The organism is Clostridium sp. KNHs205 (genome assembly GCF_000702945.1).
In the GTDB taxonomy this organism is placed as follows: Bacteria; Bacillota; Clostridia; order Lachnospirales; family Lachnospiraceae; genus Anaerocolumna.
In genome coordinates this window covers 1589573-1608753 of the sequence record NZ_JNLE01000005.1, presented here as the reverse complement: position 1 = coordinate 1608753, position 19181 = coordinate 1589573, and the positions used below count along the sequence as shown (strand labels likewise).

25 protein-coding genes are annotated in these 19181 nt (G+C 36.7%); 23 read left to right on the top strand and 2 right to left on the bottom strand.

Features of this window, described 5'->3' with window-relative positions; genetic code table 11:
- Nucleotides 1–2 precede the first annotated feature (2 nt).
- The 15 genes from rplR to BR73_RS0126335 all read left to right on the top strand — a co-directional run bounded on the left by rplR (nucleotide 3) and on the right by BR73_RS0126335 (nucleotide 8870).
- Nucleotides 3–371 carry a 50S ribosomal protein L18 gene (gene rplR / locus BR73_RS0126400; RefSeq protein ID WP_033168713.1) on the top strand — a complete coding sequence of 123 codons (369 nt, stop codon included), beginning with the start codon at nucleotides 3–5 and terminating at the stop codon, nucleotides 369–371.
- A 16-nt stretch (nucleotides 372–387) separates the two neighbouring features.
- Nucleotides 388–897, top strand: a complete 510-nt coding sequence (gene rpsE / locus BR73_RS0126395) for a 30S ribosomal protein S5 (RefSeq protein ID WP_033168712.1) — start codon at nucleotides 388–390, stop codon at nucleotides 895–897.
- A gap of 12 nt (nucleotides 898–909) precedes the next feature.
- A complete protein-coding gene (gene rpmD / locus BR73_RS0126390) occupies nucleotides 910–1092 on the top strand; it encodes a 50S ribosomal protein L30 (protein ID WP_033168711.1) in 183 nt (60 codons plus the stop codon).
- Between the two features lie 28 nt (nucleotides 1093–1120).
- On the top strand, nucleotides 1121–1561 hold the full coding sequence (gene rplO, locus BR73_RS0126385; protein WP_033168710.1) for a 50S ribosomal protein L15: 441 nt from the start codon (nucleotides 1121–1123) through the stop codon (nucleotides 1559–1561).
- A gap of 3 nt (nucleotides 1562–1564) precedes the next feature.
- The gene (gene secY / locus BR73_RS0126380) at nucleotides 1565–2893 is read left to right on the top strand and encodes a preprotein translocase subunit SecY (protein WP_033168709.1); all 1329 of its coding nucleotides are present in this window, start codon (nucleotides 1565–1567) and stop codon (nucleotides 2891–2893) included.
- Nucleotides 2894–2967: 74 nt separating this feature from the next.
- Entirely contained in the window at nucleotides 2968–3612 is a 645-nt protein-coding gene (locus BR73_RS0126375) for an adenylate kinase (RefSeq protein ID WP_033168708.1), read from the top strand.
- Nucleotides 3613–3752: 140 nt separating this feature from the next.
- On the top strand, nucleotides 3753–4505 hold the full coding sequence (gene map, locus BR73_RS0126370; RefSeq protein ID WP_033168707.1) for a type I methionyl aminopeptidase: 753 nt from the start codon (nucleotides 3753–3755) through the stop codon (nucleotides 4503–4505).
- A 24-nt stretch (nucleotides 4506–4529) separates the two neighbouring features.
- The gene (locus tag BR73_RS0126365) at nucleotides 4530–4814 is read left to right on the top strand and encodes a 50S ribosomal protein L14 (protein WP_156034965.1); all 285 of its coding nucleotides are present in this window, start codon (nucleotides 4530–4532) and stop codon (nucleotides 4812–4814) included.
- A 36-nt stretch (nucleotides 4815–4850) separates the two neighbouring features.
- Entirely contained in the window at nucleotides 4851–5069 is a 219-nt protein-coding gene (gene infA / locus BR73_RS0126360; protein ID WP_033168705.1) for a translation initiation factor IF-1, read from the top strand.
- Nucleotides 5070–5148: 79 nt separating this feature from the next.
- Nucleotides 5149–5262, top strand: a complete 114-nt coding sequence (rpmJ, locus tag BR73_RS28535) for a 50S ribosomal protein L36 (protein WP_073285411.1) — start codon at nucleotides 5149–5151, stop codon at nucleotides 5260–5262.
- Nucleotides 5263–5766: 504 nt separating this feature from the next.
- A complete protein-coding gene (rpsM, locus tag BR73_RS0126355) occupies nucleotides 5767–6135 on the top strand; it encodes a 30S ribosomal protein S13 (RefSeq protein WP_033168704.1) in 369 nt (122 codons plus the stop codon).
- A 161-nt stretch (nucleotides 6136–6296) separates the two neighbouring features.
- Nucleotides 6297–6692 carry a 30S ribosomal protein S11 gene (gene rpsK / locus BR73_RS0126350; RefSeq protein WP_033168703.1) on the top strand — a complete coding sequence of 132 codons (396 nt, stop codon included), beginning with the start codon at nucleotides 6297–6299 and terminating at the stop codon, nucleotides 6690–6692.
- A gap of 18 nt (nucleotides 6693–6710) precedes the next feature.
- A complete protein-coding gene (gene rpsD / locus BR73_RS0126345; protein ID WP_033168702.1) occupies nucleotides 6711–7307 on the top strand; it encodes a 30S ribosomal protein S4 in 597 nt (198 codons plus the stop codon).
- Nucleotides 7308–7348: 41 nt separating this feature from the next.
- Entirely contained in the window at nucleotides 7349–8308 is a 960-nt protein-coding gene (locus tag BR73_RS0126340; RefSeq protein ID WP_033168701.1) for a DNA-directed RNA polymerase subunit alpha, read from the top strand.
- A 25-nt stretch (nucleotides 8309–8333) separates the two neighbouring features.
- A complete protein-coding gene (locus tag BR73_RS0126335) occupies nucleotides 8334–8870 on the top strand; it encodes a L17 family ribosomal protein (RefSeq protein ID WP_033168700.1) in 537 nt (178 codons plus the stop codon).
- 91 nt (nucleotides 8871–8961) lie between these two features.
- On the opposite strand, the gene lepB is transcribed toward BR73_RS0126335, so the two are convergent.
- Nucleotides 8962–9564: a signal peptidase I gene (lepB, locus tag BR73_RS0126330; protein ID WP_033168699.1), complete on the bottom strand. Its 603-nt coding sequence runs from the start codon at nucleotides 9562–9564 to the stop codon at nucleotides 8962–8964.
- Nucleotides 9565–10480: 916 nt separating this feature from the next.
- Here lepB and BR73_RS0126325 point away from each other — a divergent pair.
- The 8 genes from BR73_RS0126325 (at nucleotide 10481) to BR73_RS0126290 (ending at nucleotide 17876) form a co-directional block, all read left to right on the top strand.
- Nucleotides 10481–11338, top strand: a complete 858-nt coding sequence (locus tag BR73_RS0126325) for an energy-coupling factor transporter ATPase (protein ID WP_033168698.1) — start codon at nucleotides 10481–10483, stop codon at nucleotides 11336–11338.
- A gap of 29 nt (nucleotides 11339–11367) precedes the next feature.
- On the top strand, nucleotides 11368–12216 hold the full coding sequence (locus BR73_RS0126320; protein WP_033168697.1) for an energy-coupling factor transporter ATPase: 849 nt from the start codon (nucleotides 11368–11370) through the stop codon (nucleotides 12214–12216).
- A gap of 479 nt (nucleotides 12217–12695) precedes the next feature.
- Nucleotides 12696–13535 carry an energy-coupling factor transporter transmembrane component T gene (locus BR73_RS0126315; RefSeq protein WP_051685626.1) on the top strand — a complete coding sequence of 280 codons (840 nt, stop codon included), beginning with the start codon at nucleotides 12696–12698 and terminating at the stop codon, nucleotides 13533–13535.
- Between the two features lie 153 nt (nucleotides 13536–13688).
- Entirely contained in the window at nucleotides 13689–14456 is a 768-nt protein-coding gene (gene truA / locus BR73_RS0126310; RefSeq protein WP_033169002.1) for a tRNA pseudouridine(38-40) synthase TruA, read from the top strand.
- Nucleotides 14457–14570: 114 nt separating this feature from the next.
- The gene (rplM, locus tag BR73_RS0126305) at nucleotides 14571–15005 is read left to right on the top strand and encodes a 50S ribosomal protein L13 (RefSeq protein WP_033168696.1); all 435 of its coding nucleotides are present in this window, start codon (nucleotides 14571–14573) and stop codon (nucleotides 15003–15005) included.
- A 25-nt stretch (nucleotides 15006–15030) separates the two neighbouring features.
- Complete coding sequence (gene rpsI, locus BR73_RS0126300) at nucleotides 15031–15423, top strand: 30S ribosomal protein S9 (protein ID WP_033168695.1); 393 nt, start codon at nucleotides 15031–15033, stop codon at nucleotides 15421–15423.
- Nucleotides 15424–15736: 313 nt separating this feature from the next.
- The gene (locus tag BR73_RS0126295) at nucleotides 15737–16657 is read left to right on the top strand and encodes an AraC family transcriptional regulator (protein WP_033168694.1); all 921 of its coding nucleotides are present in this window, start codon (nucleotides 15737–15739) and stop codon (nucleotides 16655–16657) included.
- A 295-nt stretch (nucleotides 16658–16952) separates the two neighbouring features.
- On the top strand, nucleotides 16953–17876 hold the full coding sequence (locus BR73_RS0126290) for a helix-turn-helix domain-containing protein (protein ID WP_081848888.1): 924 nt from the start codon (nucleotides 16953–16955) through the stop codon (nucleotides 17874–17876).
- Nucleotides 17877–18264: 388 nt separating this feature from the next.
- Here the strand turns inward: BR73_RS0126290 and BR73_RS29545 are convergent, their stop codons facing one another.
- Entirely contained in the window at nucleotides 18265–18588 is a 324-nt protein-coding gene (locus BR73_RS29545) for a tyrosine-type recombinase/integrase (protein ID WP_242860769.1), read from the bottom strand.
- Nucleotides 18589–19181: the final 593 nt, after the last annotated feature.

Sequence of the window (19181 nt, the reverse complement as noted above, 5' to 3'; positions counted from 1 at the left end):
AAATGGTTAGTAAAGAAGCAAGATCCAAAGTTCGTGTAAATAAACATAGAAAATTACGTAATCGTTTTTCCGGAACTCCTGAAAGACCGCGTCTTGCTGTGTTTAGAAGTAATACCCATATGTACGCTCAGATCATTGACGATACCGTAGGTACTACTTTAGTATCAGCTTCCACCCTTCAAAAGGATGTTAAGGCTGAACTTGAAAAGACAAATGACGTAGCTGCAGCAGCATATTTAGGAACTGTTATTGCAAAGAAAGCAGTTGAAAAAGGCATTAAAGCTGTTGTCTTTGATAGAGGCGGTTTCATATATCAGGGTAAAGTTAAAGCATTAGCAGAAGCAGCAAGAGAAGCTGGTCTGGAATTCTAAGCGAGGAGGGAAACACATGAAACGTACAATCGTTGATGTTGATCAACTGGAGTTAGTAGAAAAAGTAGTATCCATTAAACGTGTTACGAAAGTAGTAAAAGGTGGACGTAACTTCCGCTTTACAGCTTTAGTAGTAGTTGGTGATAAAAACGGCCATGTCGGAGCAGGTCTTGGAAAAGCAACAGAAATACCTGAAGCTATCCGTAAAGGAATTGAAGATGCCAAGAAGAAATTAATCTCATTCCCTATTGATGAAAACGGAAGTGTTCCTCATGACTATACAGGAAAATTCGGCGGCGCTACAGTACTCTTAAAGCGTTCACCAGAAGGTACCGGAATTATTGCTGGTGGTCCTGCACGTAACGTTCTTGAGCTTGCTGGTTTTAAGAATATTCGTACAAAATCACTTGGTTCCAATAACAAGCAGAACGTAGTTTTGGCAACAATCGAAGGATTAAGTCACTTAAGAACTCCTGAGGAAGTGGCTAAACTCCGTGGTATCACTGTAGAAGAGTTGTTAGGCTAGGAGGTGCCCAAGATGGCAGAGAAATTAAAAGTAACTTTAGTAAAGTCTACAATCAGTTCTATCCCTAAGCATAAAAAGACAGTGGAAGCATTAGGCCTTAGAAAGCTCCACAAAACGGTAGAATTACCCAACAATGAATGTGTTAGAGGTATGGTTGATCAGGTAAGACATTTAGTAAAGGTAGAAGAGATATAATTCCCAAGAAAGTAAGGAGGTGTACTAGATGAATTTATCAGAATTAAGACCGGCAGAAGGCTCCAAGCAAAGCGGAAATTTCAGAAAAGGCCGTGGACATGGTTCAGGTAATGGTAAAACTGCAGGTAAAGGACATAAAGGACAGAAGGCACGTTCCGGCGCACCCAGAGTAGGTTTCGAAGGTGGTCAGACTCCTTTTATCAGAACCTTACCTAAGAGAGGTTTTACAAACAGAAATACAAAAGAAATCGTAGCAATCAACGTAGACAGACTGAATGTTTTTGAAGATGGTTCTGTAGTTACTATCGCGACTTTAATCGAGACTGGTATCGTTAAGAACCCCAGAGATGGTGTTAAGATCCTAGGAAATGGAGAACTTACTAAGAAGCTTGACGTAAAAGTATCTGCATTCAGCGAATCTGCTGCAGAGAAAATTAAAGCTCTTGGTGGAAATGCTGAGGTGATTTAGGAGATGTTTAAAACAATCCGAAATGCTTTTAAGATTAAAGATATAAGAAATAAGTTAGTGTTTACTTTTATTGCATTAATTATCGTAAGACTTGGCTCTCAGCTCCCTGTACCAGAAATAAACAGGGAGTATTTCGCCCAATGGGTTTCGGGCCAGACTTCTTTAGGTTTCTTTGATACTTTAACTGGTGGTTCTTTTACTCAGATGTCAATATTTGCTCTGAATATTACACCTTATATTACATCCTCAATCATAATGCAGCTCCTTACAATTGCGATTCCTAAGTTAGAGGAAATGCAAAAAGACGGAGAAGACGGAAGAAAGAAGATTGCTGAATTTACACGTTACCTGACAGTTGTCTTAGCACTGGTTGAATCTGTTGCTATGGCTATCGGTTTTGGTAATTCAGGTTTATTAATCGGTGGATTAACTTTTACTAATGTAGTAATCGTTGTTGCAGCTTTAACTGCAGGATCTACCTTCCTTATGTGGTTAGGTGAGAGAATTACAGAAAAAGGCGTTGGAAATGGTATCTCAATAATCCTTTTAGTCAATATCGTAGCCAAATTACCTAGTGATTTTACTAATCTTTTCAGAACATTCGTAACAGGTGCTTCCAGTGTTATCAATGGTATCCTTGGAACTGTTATTATTGTTCTGGTTACAGTATTTGTAATTGTATTTGTAGTTTTACTGCAGAGCGGACAGAGAAAAATCCCTGTTCAGTATGCAAAAAAAGTACAAGGCAGAAAAATGATAGGTGGACAATCCTCTCATATTCCTTTAAAAGTTAATACTGCAGGTGTAATTCCAGTAATTTTCGCTGGATCTATTATGCAGTTCCCTATCGTTGTATCATCTTTCTTTGATGTACATCCGGCAAGAGCATATTTCTGGCCTAAGGTATTATACTTATTAAATCAGAATAACTGGTGTAACTTTAAAAGCTTAGGTGAGTTCAAATACACTCTTGGCTTGCTTATTTACATCGTTTTAATTATCTTCTTCGCTTACTTCTATACTTCAATTACTTTCAATCCACTTGAAGTATCCAACAATATGAAGAAGCAGGGTGGTTTTATTCCGGGTATTCGTCCCGGTAAGCCCACAGCGGAATACCTTACAAAAGTAGTAAATAACGTTATTTTAATCGGTGCAATTGGTTTAACTATTGTGTCTGTAGTTCCCATTTTCTTCTCAGGAAGCTTCAATGCACAGGTAACCTTTGGTGGAACATCTATCATCATTATCGTTGGTGTTGTTCTTGAGACCATGAAGCAGATTGAATCCCAGATGTTAGTACGTCATTACAAGGGATTCTTAAATGATTAATAAAATACAGATAAACTGCAGGCGGGGCACAGCCCCGCCATTTGCAGATTGCTTTTCGAAGGGAGTTTACAAAAATGAAGATTATTATGTTAGGCGCACCTGGCGCAGGTAAAGGAACACAGGCTAAGAGACTTGCTGAGAAATTTACTATTCCTCATATATCAACAGGCGATATTTTCAGAGCAAATATCAAAAATGGTACAGAGCTTGGAAAGAAAGCCAAAGGCTACATGGATCAGGGACTTTTAGTACCCGACGAACTTGTAGTTGATCTTGTAGTTGACCGAATCAAGCAGGCAGACTGCGAGAAGGGATATATTCTTGATGGTTTCCCCAGAACTATTCCACAGGCAGAAGCACTGGATAATGCTTTAAAAGCAATCGATGAGAAGGTAGATTTTGCTGTTAATGTAGAAGTACCTGACAGTGATATCGTTAGTAGAATGTCCGGCAGAAGAGCTTGCTTAAACTGTGGTGCTACTTATCATGTTGTTACCATTCCTACCAAAGTAGAGGGTATCTGCGATACTTGCGGCAGCGAGATCGTATTAAGAGAGGATGATAAGCCTGAGACCGTATTAAAGCGTCTTGAGATATATCATAATCAGACACAGCCTTTAATTGATTATTACACCAAGCAGGGAATCTTAAAAGAAGTTGACGGAAGAAAGAATATGACTGATACTTTCGAAGATATCTTAGAAGTCCTTGGAAAGTAAAAATATAAATTAGATTTCTTTTTCTTAGTTTCAGGGAATAAGATGCTGTATATGAAAGTATTATTATACCTGGAGCGGAAAAGCCAATATTTAATTTATTCAGCTTATTAAATTATAGAACAGATGCAGGGAGTGATATTATGTCAGTTACAATAAAATCAGAGAGAGAAATAGAATTAATGCGTGAAGCGGGAAAGATTCTGGCAGCTGTTCATGAAGAGCTGAAGGAGTTCATTCAACCGGGAATCACAACTCTGGATATTGACAAAAAAACCAGGGAATTAATTAAAGGTTATGGCTGTATTGCCTCCTTTCTTAATTATAATGGTTATCCTGCATCTGTCTGTGTTTCCGTAAATGAGCAGGTGGTTCATGGAATCCCCTCCAAGGGAAGAATATTAAACAATGGAGATATTGTAAGCTTGGATGCAGGTGTGATATATAAAGGATATCATTCGGATGCCGCCAGAACCTGGGCAGTGGGTGAAATTACGGAAGATGCAAAAGAACTCATACGGGTAACCCAACAAAGTTTTTTTGAGGGGATTAAATATGCAAAAGCTGGCAATCATTTAAATGATATATCCTCTGCGATTCAAAACTATGTGGAGTCTTTTGGGTTTTCGGTTGTTAGAGACCTTGTAGGACACGGCATCGGTACTAAGCTCCATGAAGACCCGCAGATTCCAAACTTTGCACAGAAAAGAAGAGGAATCAGGCTGGAGCCGGGAATGACCTTCGCCATAGAACCTATGGTAAATGCAGGACGGCCTGAAGTTTACTGGGAAAGTGATGACTGGACAGTTGTAACGGAAGACAGATCCCTGTCGGCGCATTATGAGAACACCATTCTGATAACAGAGGGTGAGCCGGAAATATTCTCTTTAAAATAAAGCAGGAATAACGGAGCCGTAAAAGTGGATTATATGATTGGCAGAGGTGCAATATCCACCGCAGGACATGATATAGGCAAATGCTATGTCATATGCAGCACTGACGATGAATATGTATATTTAGTGGATGGTATTGCCAGAAACATAAAAAACCCGAAGAAAAAAAACAAAAAGCATATTAAGTGCATTGAAGGAACTGAAAATCTCCTTCCATGCATCAATGATCAAAACATAATAACCCGGAATGAAGATATCAAAAGAGCAATTAAAACTTACAGTAAGATATATAAAGGGGTTGTACCCTGGTAATCTGTTGTATTTCTTCAAATTTATGGAGGTGACTTAATGTCCAAATCAGATGTAGTTGAAATTGAAGGAACCGTTATTGAGAAATTACCCAATGCCATGTTCCAGGTAGAACTGGAAAATGGCCATCGTGTACTTGCTCACATCAGCGGAAAACTACGTATGAACTTTATTAAAATCGTACCCGGCGACAAAGTAACTTTAGAATTATCTCCCTATGATTTAACCAAAGGAAGGATTATCTGGAGAGATAAATAAAATACTAAAATTTACTTGATTTTTCTTCTGTCATTTGTTATAATGATAGACGGACTTTTTTTGAAAGGAGTGAATTACTGTGAAGGTAAGGTCATCAGTAAAACCCATCTGCGAAAAGTGCAAGATTATAAAGAGAAAGGGAAGTATCAGAGTAATCTGCGAGAATCCCAGACACAAACAAAGACAAGGCTAATAATCAGTTAGGGGCCGCGAATGCGGCATAACTGTTTTATATAAGGCGTTTACAGGATAATTCATCAGAGGGTATCTTTGATATATCAAACTGTGAAGTATAACCGTTAATTCTCAGGAATACCGGTTAAGATTTATCCGGAAGCTTATCTGATAGGTTTTCATGTAAACGACAATATATAGTTCTTGCTTTCTGTGTTACAATCTGCTTTTTTGCAATTGTGATATTGTGGGTAAATCAAAATGGTTTATCTTGAAATCTATGGGGTTTCAGCGGATTAACCTTAGGGTTAGTCTGTCACAATTTAAAGCGGCTGCGCAATGAAACACCAGGTGGTGTTGTTCATTGCAAAATATCATTTTATTATTGAAAATGTTACAAAATCAGCTTCCAGGGATATTAGGAACGGGTATGCATTTCACCATATTTCAGAGATTCTGTTATATGATACTTTTTTCATCCTACCGGAGCAACCTTAAAAAACAACGGAGGTGTAATACGCACATGGCTCGTATCAGTGGTGTAGATTTACCAAGAGAGAAACGTGTAGAAATCGGTCTTACTTATGTTTATGGTATCGGCAGAGTAAGTTCTAACCGTATTTTAAAAGAAGCAAATGTTAATCCTGACACACGCGTTAGAGATTTAACAGACGAAGAAGTTGGCAGAATTCGTGATATTATTGATGCAACTCAGACAGTTGAAGGTGATTTACGTAGAGAGATCGCTCTTAATATCAAGAGACTTCAGGAAATTGGATGCTACAGAGGAATTCGTCATAGAAAAGGCCTTCCTGTTCGTGGACAGAAGACTAAGACTAACGCTAGAACAAGAAAAGGTCCTAAGCGTACAGTTGCTAATAAGAAGAAATAATATTATCCAGTTACTACGAGAAATTCATAGAATTTCAAGTTCTGTAACGGCAAGGTATGCATTTGCTGTATAACAGCAAAGGTATAAACCGCTCGTAAGAACCGCAGTGGCTGAATAGTCACGGAATAAGGTAATTAAAATCCAACAGGAGGGTTTGTTAAATGGCTAAGAAAATAGCAAAAAAAGTGACTAAGAAACGTGTTAAGAAAAACGTTGATCGTGGACAGGCACATATCCAGTCATCTTTTAACAATACAATTGTTACTCTGACAGATGCAGAAGGCAACGCTCTTTCATGGGCCAGTGCCGGTGGTTTAGGCTTTAGAGGTTCCAGAAAGTCAACTCCCTATGCAGCACAGATGGCAGCTGAAACAGCAGCAAAGGCAGCTTTAGTTCATGGTTTAAAAACAGTTGACGTAATGGTTAAAGGTCCCGGATCAGGAAGAGAAGCAGCAATTCGTGCACTTCAGGCTTGCGGCATTGAAGTAACAAGTATTAAGGATGTCACACCGGTTCCTCATAACGGCTGTAGACCACCTAAACGCAGAAGAGTCTAATAGAGGAGGTAAGTAACAATGGCAAGAGACATGGGTCCTGTATTAAAAAAATGTAGAACACTCGGACTTGAACCGTCTGTTTTAGGAATTGATAAGAAGTCCAACAGAACTTCTTCCAGAGCAGGAAAAAAAGTTAGTGAATACGGTACACAGTTAAGGGAAAAACAGAAAGCTAAGTTTATCTATGGCGTTCTGGAGAAACCTTTCAGAAATAACTTTGATAAAGCAAAGAAAATGAAAATCGGTACTACCGGTGAGAACCTGATGATTCTTCTTGAGCTCAGACTGGATAACGTAGTTTTCCGTTTAGGCTTTGGTAGAACCAGAAGCGAAGCAAGACAGATTGTTGACCATAAGCACGTTTTAGTTAACGGCAAGTGCATCAACATTCCTTCCTATTCAGTAAAAGCAGGAGACGTTATTGAAATCAAAGAGAAATTCAAGAGCGCTCAGAGATACAAAGATGTTTTAGAAGTAACAGCTGGCAGACTTGTTCCAGCATGGCTTGAAGCAGATCATGAGTCCCTTAAAGGAACTGTAAAAGAACTGCCTTCAAGAGATCAAATTGATGTTCCGGTAAATGAAGTGCTTATCGTCGAGTTGTATTCTAAGTAATCATTAATCGTATCATAATAACCCAAAAGGAGGGTCCTATTGTGTTTGATTTTGAGAAACCAAAAATTGAAATTGCAGAAATTTCTGAAGATAAAAAATTTGGACGTTTTGTAGTAGAACCTTTGGAACGAGGATACGGTACAACCTTGGGCAATTCTTTACGTAGAATTATGCTTTCATCCTTACCCGGAGCTGCAGTAAGTCAAGTTAAGATTGATGGTGTAGTTCACGAGTTCAGTGCAATTCCAGGTGTAAAAGAAGACGTTACTGAAATCATCATGAACTTAAAAAGCCTTGCAATCAAAAATACCAGTGAGACAAATGAGCCTAAAACGGCATACATTGAATTCGAAGGAGAAGGTATCGTAACAGCAGGAGATATTCAGGCTGATCCCGATATTGAAGTGTTAAATCCTGAGCTGGTGCTTGCAACTCTGAATGGTGGCAATGACAGCAAGCTGTATATGGAAATTACCATAACAAAAGGTAGAGGATATATCAGTGCAGATAAGAACAAAAATGACGATCTGCCTATCGGTGTAATCCCCATTGATTCCATCTACACTCCTGTTGAGCGTGTTAACTTAAGCGTTGAGAATACCCGTGTTGGACAGATTACTGACTTTGATAAGCTTACACTTGATGTATTTACAAATGGAACTTTAGCTCCCGATGAAGCTGTCAGCTTAGCTGCCAAGGTTCTGAGCGAGCATCTGAACTCATTTATCGATTTATCTGAAAATGCCAAGACTGCAGAGATCATGGTTGAAAAAGAAGATAATGAGAAAGAGAAAGTTCTTGAAATGAATATCGACGAACTGGAGTTATCCGTTCGCTCTTATAATTGTCTTAAGAGAGCCGGCATTAATACGGTAGAAGAATTAACGAATAAAACTTCTGAAGATATGATGAAGGTAAGAAACCTTGGTCGTAAGTCCTTAGAGGAAGTGCTTGCAAAACTGAAAGAGCTTGGCTTATCACTTAATGTAAGTGATGAGTAGGTATTAAGATAAAGGAGGGAAACAAATGGCAGCCTATAGAAAACTTGGAAGAACATCCGATCAGAGAAAGGCATTGCTGAGAAGTCAGGTTACCAGCCTGTTATATCACGGCAAGATCAGGACAACTGAAGCCAAAGCAAAAGAAATTCGTAAAATTGCTGAGAGCATTATCGCATTAGCTGTAAAAGAGAAAGATAATTTCGAAACAGTTACAGTAAAAGCTAAAGTTGCCCGTAAAGATAAAGAAGGTAAAACTGTTAAAGAAGTTATAAATGGAAAGAAAGTTACTGTATTTGATGAAGTTGACAAAACTATCACCAAAGACAGCGCATCCCGTCTTCATGCCAGAAGACAGATGTTAAAGCAGCTGTACACAGTAAAAGAAGTTCCCACAGAAGCAGCTGGTAGAAAGAGAAATACTAAGACTGTAGATGTGACAGACAAACTTTTCGAGGAAATTGCTCCTAAGTATGTAAACCGTAACGGTGGCTATACAAGAATCATCAAGATTGGCCAGCGTAAGGGTGATGCAGCGATGGAAGTTCTCATCGAGTTAGTTTAAGCATAACACTGACAATAGAAAAAGGCAGAAGCAACTTAATGTAGTTAAGTTGCTTCTGCCTTTTGTGATAGCTGTTAATGTGATAATTCCTCTATTTAAGTATTTTAGGTACAGGATAATAACGGAACTCCGCTTTTCCAATAATTTCGTCTTTGGTGGCAAAGGTATTCTCCCAGAATCTGGAATCCAGGGAATCATTGCGGTTATCGCCCATAAGAAAATAGGAATCCTCGGGGACTGTATAAGGACCATAGTCACCGACAGGTGTTTCCTTTAAGTAATTCTCCTCTAAGGGAGTAGTACTGCCGTTGATATAGACCTTTCCGTCTTTAATATCAATTGTTTCACCTGGCAGACCAATTATACGCTTAAGATACTGCTGAGTCTCATCGTCGGGAAAATCAAATACTATGATATCACCGCGTTTGGGTTCGCCAAAGGTATAAGCTAACCTAAATGCTATAATACGGTCACCAACTTTAATGGTGTTTTCCATGGAACCGGTAGGTACTTCTGCACTGACAACAACATACCGGTTTAACACAAAAGATAGAGCTAAGGCACAGAAAATAAGTACAATCCAACTAAGGATTTCTTTTTTTACTGAAAATTTCCCGTTATTATTATCGCCATTATTACTATCTTTTTCGGAGGAAGTATCTAAGCCTTCCTCATTTTGCTTAAAGTCTTCCATATAATCCTCATTTCATCTTCAATTTATTTGTAAAGTACGTTTACCATTGTAACATAACTGGAAATGTTAAACAAGAACTACAAATCGAACAAATCTTACAATAAAATTAACATTAGTGTATACAACTTAATTTTATGAAATAGCTGTATGAAAAATACGTTGCAAATGTGGGAATAATAATTTACAATGTAAAAAGTATTGACAGTAGTAATGACAGCTGTGAAAGAAGGAAAATAAGAAAAAGTCATAGATGAGGTTAAACTACTATAAATGACTACATAATAAGAACATTAATATATGAAAAAGATGTTTCGTTTTCTAGTAAGAAGAACGTTAATGAAGAGGTTTTGGTTCTTCTAGTAAAAAGAGCGTTAATAAGGAGAAGAGGTTTTGAATCTTCTAGTTAAAAGAACGTTAATAGGGAGAAGAGGTTTTGGATCTTCTAGTTAAAAGAATATTAATATCAAAAAGATGTTTTAGCTCTTCTGGTAAAAAAACATTAATAGGAGAAAGATGTTTTAGTTCTTCTATAAAAGAAGATTAATATGAAAAAGATATTTTAGGTCTTCTGGAGAAAAAATTAATATATAAAAGGTATTTTAGGCTTGTAGATTGATGAAACCATAAGGTTTCTGGAATATAAGGTGATTCCTATGGCTGATAGAATTAATATCAGGCATTATAATTCAGGAGTTACTCCAAAAGTATAATGAATATTGCAAACATCTTTTAATTAAGAAAGTAAAGATAAAATTATAGATAGAAGAAGAGACTTATTGATTTGTCTAATTAAGCGATATCATAAGAAAGTTTTCGAATTACAGGGAATGAATATAATTTATAAAGAATGTTTTAATTACGCTTAACGAATATTCAATCGAAGAACAAAGATTGGAGATTCAGGAAAGAGGTTATTATGGAAATGGTTAAAACAGAAGGTTTGGTTTTTGAATATATCAGACGAAATGATGAAGGTGAAGTTGAGTCTATAAACCGAGCCGTTGACAACGTAAATTTAGGAATAAAAGAAGGCGATTTTGTAGCTATCCTGGGACATAACGGGTCTGGCAAATCCACTCTTGCAAAGCATATTAATGCTATTCTCACACCAACAGAAGGCGTCATGTGGGTAGGAGGTATTAATACAAGGGAAGAGGAACAGCTTTGGGATATCAGACAAAATGCTGGTATGGTATTTCAGAATCCGGATAACCAGATTATCGGTACCGTTGTAGAAGAGGATGTTGGTTTTGGAGCAGAGAATCTTGGTGTACCTACAGATGAGATTTGGGAACGAGTTGAGAAGAGTCTGAAAGCAGTTGGTATGCTGGATTATCGAAAGCATTCGCCTAATAAGCTGTCAGGGGGACAGAAACAGAGGGTTGCAATTGCAGGTGTCATGGCTATGAAACCCCAATGTATTGTTCTGGATGAGCCTACAGCCATGCTGGATCCCATGGGACGCAAGGAAGTTATTGAAACTGTAATGGAATTGAATAAGAAGGAAAAGGTAACTGTAATTCTGATAACACACTATATGGAAGAAGTTATCAATGCCGATAAAGTCTTTGTAATGGATAAAGGCAAAGTTGTAATGGAAGGCACACCAAGAGAGATCTTTAAAGAGGTAGAAGAATTAAAGAAATACCGGTTGGATGTGCCCCAGGTGACTGAATTAAGCCATGAACTTAGGAAAAAGGGTCTTGCAGTGCCGGAAGGTATACTAACAGTAGAAGAGCTGGTTAAGGTATTAACGGCCCTTCCAAAGAATTAACCCTGTACAGACGCAGAAAAGAGGTAGTTATGCCAATAATAATAGATAATTTACAATATGTGTACAGCCCTCAGACAGCATATGAAAAGCAGGCGCTAAAGGATGTCAACCTGGTTATAAATGATGGTGAATTTATTGGATTAATCGGACATACAGGTTCTGGTAAATCTACGCTGATACAGCATTTAAATGGACTTTTAAAAGCCACAGCAGGTAAAATATATTTCAACGGTCAGGATATTTATGAAAAAGATTACAGTATGAAATACTTAAGGAGTAAAGTGGGACTGGTATTTCAATATCCTGAGCACCAGCTTTTTGAGACAACAGTTTATAAGGACGTAAGTTTTGGGCCGAAGAATTTAGGACTGGAGCAGGTAGAAATTGATCTAAGAACATATGAAGCCATTAAGATGGTAGGTCTCGGAGAGGATATGATAGATGCCTCACCCTTTGAACTATCAGGCGGACAAAAGAGGAGAGTAGCCATAGCCGGAGTATTGGCCATGAAACCGGAAGTGCTCATTTTGGATGAACCAACCGCAGGCTTAGATCCTAAAGGCAGGGATGAGATACTGGAGCAGATTAATAAGCTTCATAAGGAAAGTGGTATAACAATTATTCTAGTGTCTCACAGCATGGAAGATGTAGCTAAATATGCCGACAGGCTGGTTGTAATGAACAAAGCTGCCATAGCATTCAACGACACACCTCACAAGGTATTTGAGCATTATAAGGAACTGGAGGCAATGGGACTTGCAGCGCCCCAGGTAACTTATGTGATGCATGAATTAAAGAGAAGAGGTATTCCTGTGAAAACAGATGCTACAACGGTGGAAGAAGCTGCAGGTGAAATACTGAAAGCGTTAAAGAAATAAAAATAATTTAAATAGACATGAAGAGTAATGGAAGAAATAAAGGCTGAAAGAGAAAGAAGTAATGCTGAAAGTATAAAGAAATCAAAGTTAGAGGCTAATATAAGTTAATAGACTAAGGAAATAGACACAAAAGATATAGACACAAAAAAAATTAAATACAAAAAAATATAGACACAAAAGATATAGATACAAAAAATATAAATACAAAAAAATATAGACACAAAAGATATAGACACAAAAAAATATAAATACAAAAAAATATAAATACAAAAAAATATAGATACAAAATATATAGATACAAAGATATAGATACAAAGATATAGATACTGAGAGAGAATACACATTAAAGTAATAAATACGGAAGAATTAAAAACTGAAAGAAAATATCAGTAATTAAGAAAGGAATGCCACGGGCTGATCTCCCAGCCTCAATAGGTGGCAGTACCGCAGTATCTCTGCGGTATGCAATGGGTGTAAAAATGATTCGAGACATAACAATCGGACAATATTACCCGGCAGATTCGCTGCTTCATAAGCTGGATCCCAGGGTGAAATTAGTGGGAACCATCGTTTACATCATCTCACTGTTTGTAATCGATTCCTATATCGGCTATGTGATAGCGGCAGCGGCTCTTTTTGCTGTAATCAAATTATCGAAGGTTCCGGTAAAGTTCATATTAAGAGGCCTAAAACCTATTATTGCCATCCTGCTGTTTACTTTGATCTTTAACCTGCTGTTTACGCAGGGAGATTCAGTTTTCAGGTTTGGTATCATAAATATCACGAAGCAGGGAATCACCATTTCGGTAACCATGGCAATCCGTTTAATTCTGCTTATTATGGGTTCTTCCTTAATGACCTTTACAACAACACCAAATCATCTTACAGATGGCTTAGAGAGCCTTTTAAGCCCTTTAAAGAAGGTAAAGGCACCTGTCCATGAAATATCCATGATGATGTCCATTGCCTTAAGATTCATACCCATACTAATGGAGGAGACGGACAAGATTATGAAAGCGCAGACAGCCAGAGGAGCGGACTTTGAGAGCGGCGGTCTGATGAAAAAGGCAAAAGGCTTAATTCCATTATTGGTACCCTTATTTGTATCAGCATTTAGAAGGGCCAACGATCTTGCAATGGCCATGGAAGCCAGATGCTATAGGGGCGGTGAAGGCAGAACGAAAATGAAGCCGTTAAAGTACAGAGGAAGTGATATATTTTCCTATCTTGTTTTAGTTTTATTCTTTGCGGTTATAATTGTACTTAACCATGTAGACCTTACTGGTTTACTGAATGGTCTGCCGGGTTTTAAGAACTGATTCAGGGAATGGCAGATTATGCAGCTTAAAATCAAATAGTTTTATAGGTGTTACACAGGGTAAAATATTTCAAGAAATAATTATTAAATTGCAATACTGAATTACTTATGGAAGTACCGCACGCTTTGAAAAATGTGGTATGTTAGGGATGTTATGAAGAGAATAATGTTGGTAGTCGCCTATGATGGTACAAAGTACTGCGGGTGGCAGATACAGCCAAATGGTATAACAATAGAAGAGGTATTGAATAAAGCATTGTCAGAACTGTTAAAGGAACCTATAACAGTAATAGGAGCCAGCAGAACGGATTCCGGTGTGCATGCACTTGGAAATGTAGCCATCTTTGATACAGACACCAGAATACCAGGTGATAAGATATCCTATGCCCTGAATCAGAGGTTACCGGAGGATGTTGTGATCAGAGAGTCAAAAGAGGTGGATGCTGATTTCCACCCAAGACGCTGTGTTAGTACTAAGACATACTGCTACCGTATCATGAACTCCAGATTTCCGGTGCCAACGGAAAGACTTTATTCCTATTTTGTATATTATCCTCTAAAGGAAGCACTGATGACGGAAGCAGCCTCTTATCTTATTGGGGAACATGATTTCAAGAGTTTTTGTTCCACGGGATCCCAGGTGACAGACACGACCAGGACTATTTATGATATAAAAGTAGAACGTACCGAGGAAGCAATAACGATTCGGATAAAAGGCAATGGATTTCTGTATAACATGGTCAGGATCATAGCGGGAACATTAATAAAAGTCGGTTTAGGAGCTATACCTGCCACAGAGGTCAGAGAAATCCTTTTAAAGAAGGATAGAAGCTATGCAGGACCGAAAGCACCGGCCCAGGGTCTGACTTTGGAAAAAATAGAATACAGCAATAAATGTATTGACACGCCTGGTGAAATATAATATAATATGGAGATGTGACGTGAGAATACCAGAGCCAAGCCCCGGTACGGTATTTTAACATATATAACTATTAAAATGAATGAATATGATTGAAATTAACAAGGAGGTACTCCAATGAAAAGCTATATGGCAAGCGCATCAACCATTGAAAGAAAATGGTATGTTATAGATGCAACAGGACATACTTTAGGACGTCTTTCATCCGAAATCGCTAAAATCTTAAGAGGCAAGAACAAGCCTACTTATACACCTTTCATTGACACCGGTGATAATGTAATCGTTGTTAATGCTGACAAGATTAAAGTAACCGGTAAGAAACTGGATCAGAAAATATACTACAATCACTCCGACTACGTAGGTGGTATGAGAGAGACAACCTTAAGGGAATTAATGGCTAAAAAGCCTACCGACGCTATCAGCCTTGCAATAAAAGGCATGTTACCTAAGGGACCTTTAGGAAGACAGATGATTACAAAATTACACGTATACGCTGGACCTGAGCACAACAATGCAGCTCAGAAACCAGAAGTATTAGAGATTAAATATTAATCCAGATTGAAAGGAGGAAAAAACATTGGCTAAAGCAAAATACTACGGAACCGGAAGAAGAAAAAGCAGTATTGCCAGAGTATATTTAGTACCCGGTACTGGTAAAGTGACAATTAATAAGAGAGATATGGAAGAGTATTTCGGACTTGAGACATTAAAGTTAATCGTTCGTCAGCCCCTTACTCTTACAGATACAGTAGATAAATTTGATGTCCTTGTTAACGTTCACGGAGGCGGCTTCACCGGTCAGGCTGGTGCAATTCGTCACGGAATCTCCAGAGCTTTATTAAAAGCTGATCTGGAATACCGTCCTGTATTAAAGAAAGCAGGATTCTTAACAAGAGATCCAAGAATGAAGGAAAGAAAGAAGTACGGTCTCAAAGCCGCACGTCGTGCTCCTCAGTTCTCAAAGAGATAATTGGAAATGTTATACAAATCTATTCAAAGCCTTGCAAACAACACGTTTGTAAGGCTTTTTTACGTTATATGGAAATAGTTAATAAATATAAAACGATATAAATTAACATAGAAGAGTACGGGTAGGGAACAAGTAAGTAACAAATTTATAATCTATTAGAACTTATTAATATTATAAAAAAGCAAATACTCAAAGGATGATAGTGTGCCATACAAAATTGATGATATAATCTTTATATAGCAAGAATGGAAAAGAAATCAACTATTATTTGATATATAGTATAACTAACACTTGGAAATAAGAGGTGACGGTTATGGAAACAAAACAATTAATTATTAAAAGCTTAATGTATATTGAAAATAATCTTTCAGAACCGATTGATTTAGAAACCATTGCTGGTAATATGAGTTATTCATCTTATCATTTTTCGCGATTGTTTAAATCACATATAGGTATTTCTGTTATGGATTATGTAAAGCAGCGTAAGTTGATTAAAGCATCAAATGATATATTGAACGGTGCCAAAATTATAGATGTTGCAATTAATAATGGATATGAAACTCATAGCGGATTTACAAAGTCTTTTAAAAATGAATTTGGGTTTTCGCCATCACTTCTTAGAGCGGTTAAGTTGCAAATAGAATATTTTAAGGGAGGTTATGCTATGAATCATGTGTTTATGAAGCAAACAGATATTCACGCTACAAAAGAAGAATTATATGAAATTCTAATCCAAGATATTAAGGAAAGAAAGTTGGGTTACAGCTTTGAAAGAATAGAAAATGGCTATGTATTTGCTTGTGAAACTTATGAGGGAATGAAGAGATACTCGGGAGATGAATATATTACGCATCCTCTAAATGTAGCAATTATTTTAGTAGAAATGGAAGTAGAAGAAGATATAGTAATAGCAGGATTGCTCTGTGATGCCATGTTAAAAGATAATTTATCGGAAGAAAAAATTGTACATCAAACAACGGATAAGGTAAAAGATATCTTAATGCAGGCAAAGCATTTTAATTCCATAGATATTGATGATATAATGATGGAAGAGGTAGTATTATTAAAACTTGCCGAAAGACTTCATAACATGCGTACCGTAGAATATATGGATGAAATGGAACGTAAGGAAAAAGCGGAGGAGACACTAAAACTGTTTATGCCAATATGCAATAAAATTGGAGATAGTAAATTAAAATCAGAGCTAAATGATTTGGCTCTTAAGTATATGTAGATGTAAGAAACCATGAACAATATAAAGCGATATAGGTAGGGAACAAGTAAAGAACAAAATATCTTAAAAGAGCCTAAAATGAGTATTTAAAGTTATCAAAGAGATAGTCAAATTTCCATTGGAACTATTTTACATTTCAAAAATATTCAGAACTCTCTGGTTGGTTTGAACAAAGTTCGTACTTGCTTGAGAGGTTTTTTATATCTTGAAATATTTGCTTTTATAAAGGTGATTACAAAATAACTTTATAAAAGCAAAGAAATGTGATATACTAATGAAAAGGAGGTGTGATTGTATGCCGATTCAGTATACAAAGCTATTTCAATTGCTATCAGAGAAGAATATTTCAAAGACAGAGCTACAGAAACGTGTTGGTATGTCGTCAACTACAATGGCAAAACTCTCAAAGAACGAGAATGTTTCTATTAAAATAATTGAAGATATCTGTAAAACACTAAATTGCCAACCAGGAGATATTTTGGAAATGAGCAATTCTACGGATAAACAGTTGTTACGTGTGCTTAGAGATGAAAAAGAAATGAGATTGAAAGGTGGATTATATCATCAAACACAAGTAAAACTAGCTTATAATTCAAATCGTATCGAAGGGAGTAAGTTATCAGAAGATCAGACCAGATATATTTACGAAACTAATACAATCGCGACTGCAAAAGAAGAAACAGCTTCAATTGATGATATTATGGAAACGATAAATCATTTTCAATGCTTTGATTATATGATTGATATAGCAGATGAAAGATTATCAGAAGATATTATTAAAGAATTCCATAAAATATTGAAAAATAATACTTCAGATAGTAGAAAAGACTGGTTTAATGTAGGTGATTATAAAAAGAAACCAAATATGATTGGAGATCAAAAAACAATTTCACCATCAAAAGTAAAAGGTGAAATGGCAAAATTACTAACGGACTATAATCAAATTCAAAGAGTGACGTTTGAAGATATTATCGAATTTCATTACAATTTTGAAATCATTCATCCATTTCAGGATGGGAATGGAAGAGTTGGACGTATGATTATTTTTAAGGAGTGTCTAAAGAATGATATAGTGCCTTTCATAATTGATGAGCAACATAAATTATTTTATTATAGAGGATTGAAGGAGTTTTCAGTAGAACGAGGATATTTGATAGACACCTGCTTTTCGGCTCAAGATAGGTATAAAGAATTATTAGAATATTTCTCAGGAGAATAGAGAAATAAGAAGTCTCGAAATGTTCTGGGTAACAAACATGTAACTAACACTTCACCCAAACAATCCAGCATCCATGCGGTTCTACAGTTTGCTTACAGCTATCAAAGAGATAATATGTGGGACTTTTGGAAACTTGGTAAATGGCTTATTTACTGGGTTTCAATAGTTATGGGTTGCTCTGAAATGTGCTTGATTTTGCTGGATAAGTAACACATAAGCGACAAACAAGTAACAAGAAAGCAACTTAAAAGACACAATATTAGAAATTTTATAGGATGTTTTTCAGATGGATTTATCTGTCTGAGAGACATCCTTTCTTTTTGCGATAAATAGACATTTGATAATTACCTCTTTGTAATATAAGTAACGCATAAGTGACAATGGCTTCTTAAATCATGTTAATTGCCTTGATTAATTCATTCACATTCATGTGGGTATAAACTTTCTCTGTTAGCGTCATGGCTCCTGAGTGACCGACAATCTTTTTGATGGTGGTCTGATCAATGCGAGCGTCTGCTAACATGGAGATACAGGTATGTCTGCAACAATGTGGAGTCTTTTCAATTCCTAAATTAGTCATTAAGGGTTTGAAGTAACTGTCATAATAATTACGATAGGAGAACTTTTTACCATCATCCGTATGAAGTAGGTATTGGGAATCGGTATAATCGTTGTACCAGTTCTTATAAAATGGTAATACCTTGTCGGCAATAGGAACTTTTGAATTCCATTTTCTGTTTTACTGTCAATAACATCGAAATACTGTTCATCAAGGTGGACATTTTCTTTCTTTAGTTCTAGCAATTCTGAAATACGAAACCCATTATACAGTAGCATAAGTACAACTTGATAATACTTGTCATCCTTCATTGTCCAGTCCTTTTCTACTTCTTCAGGAGTGAAACGATCTCTATCGTATTTGTTAGGGTTTCTGTCTTTGTACTTTAGAATATCAACAAATTCGGAATAGTCTTTTACGGTTAATTCGTGCTTTAGAGCATATTCATAAATCTGATTAAATAATACCTTTAATTTGCGAAGTGTTGGATAATTCTTGCCGCAGGTATCAAGGACTCTTTGCAAATCGTCTAATTTCACATCTTTAAATGCTTTTTCAGCAATGCTATCACATAGAGCAAAAGTAGCTTTATATCCATTAACATTAGATGGAGAAACAGTTGGATATTTTTCCTCTGACCATCTTTCGTAAATGTCGTCAAAGGTCAACTTCATTATGGATAAATCAATTGGGTTATCATTGTACTTTGCTAATATTTGTAATGCTTCTGTCTTTGTCGTTCCATA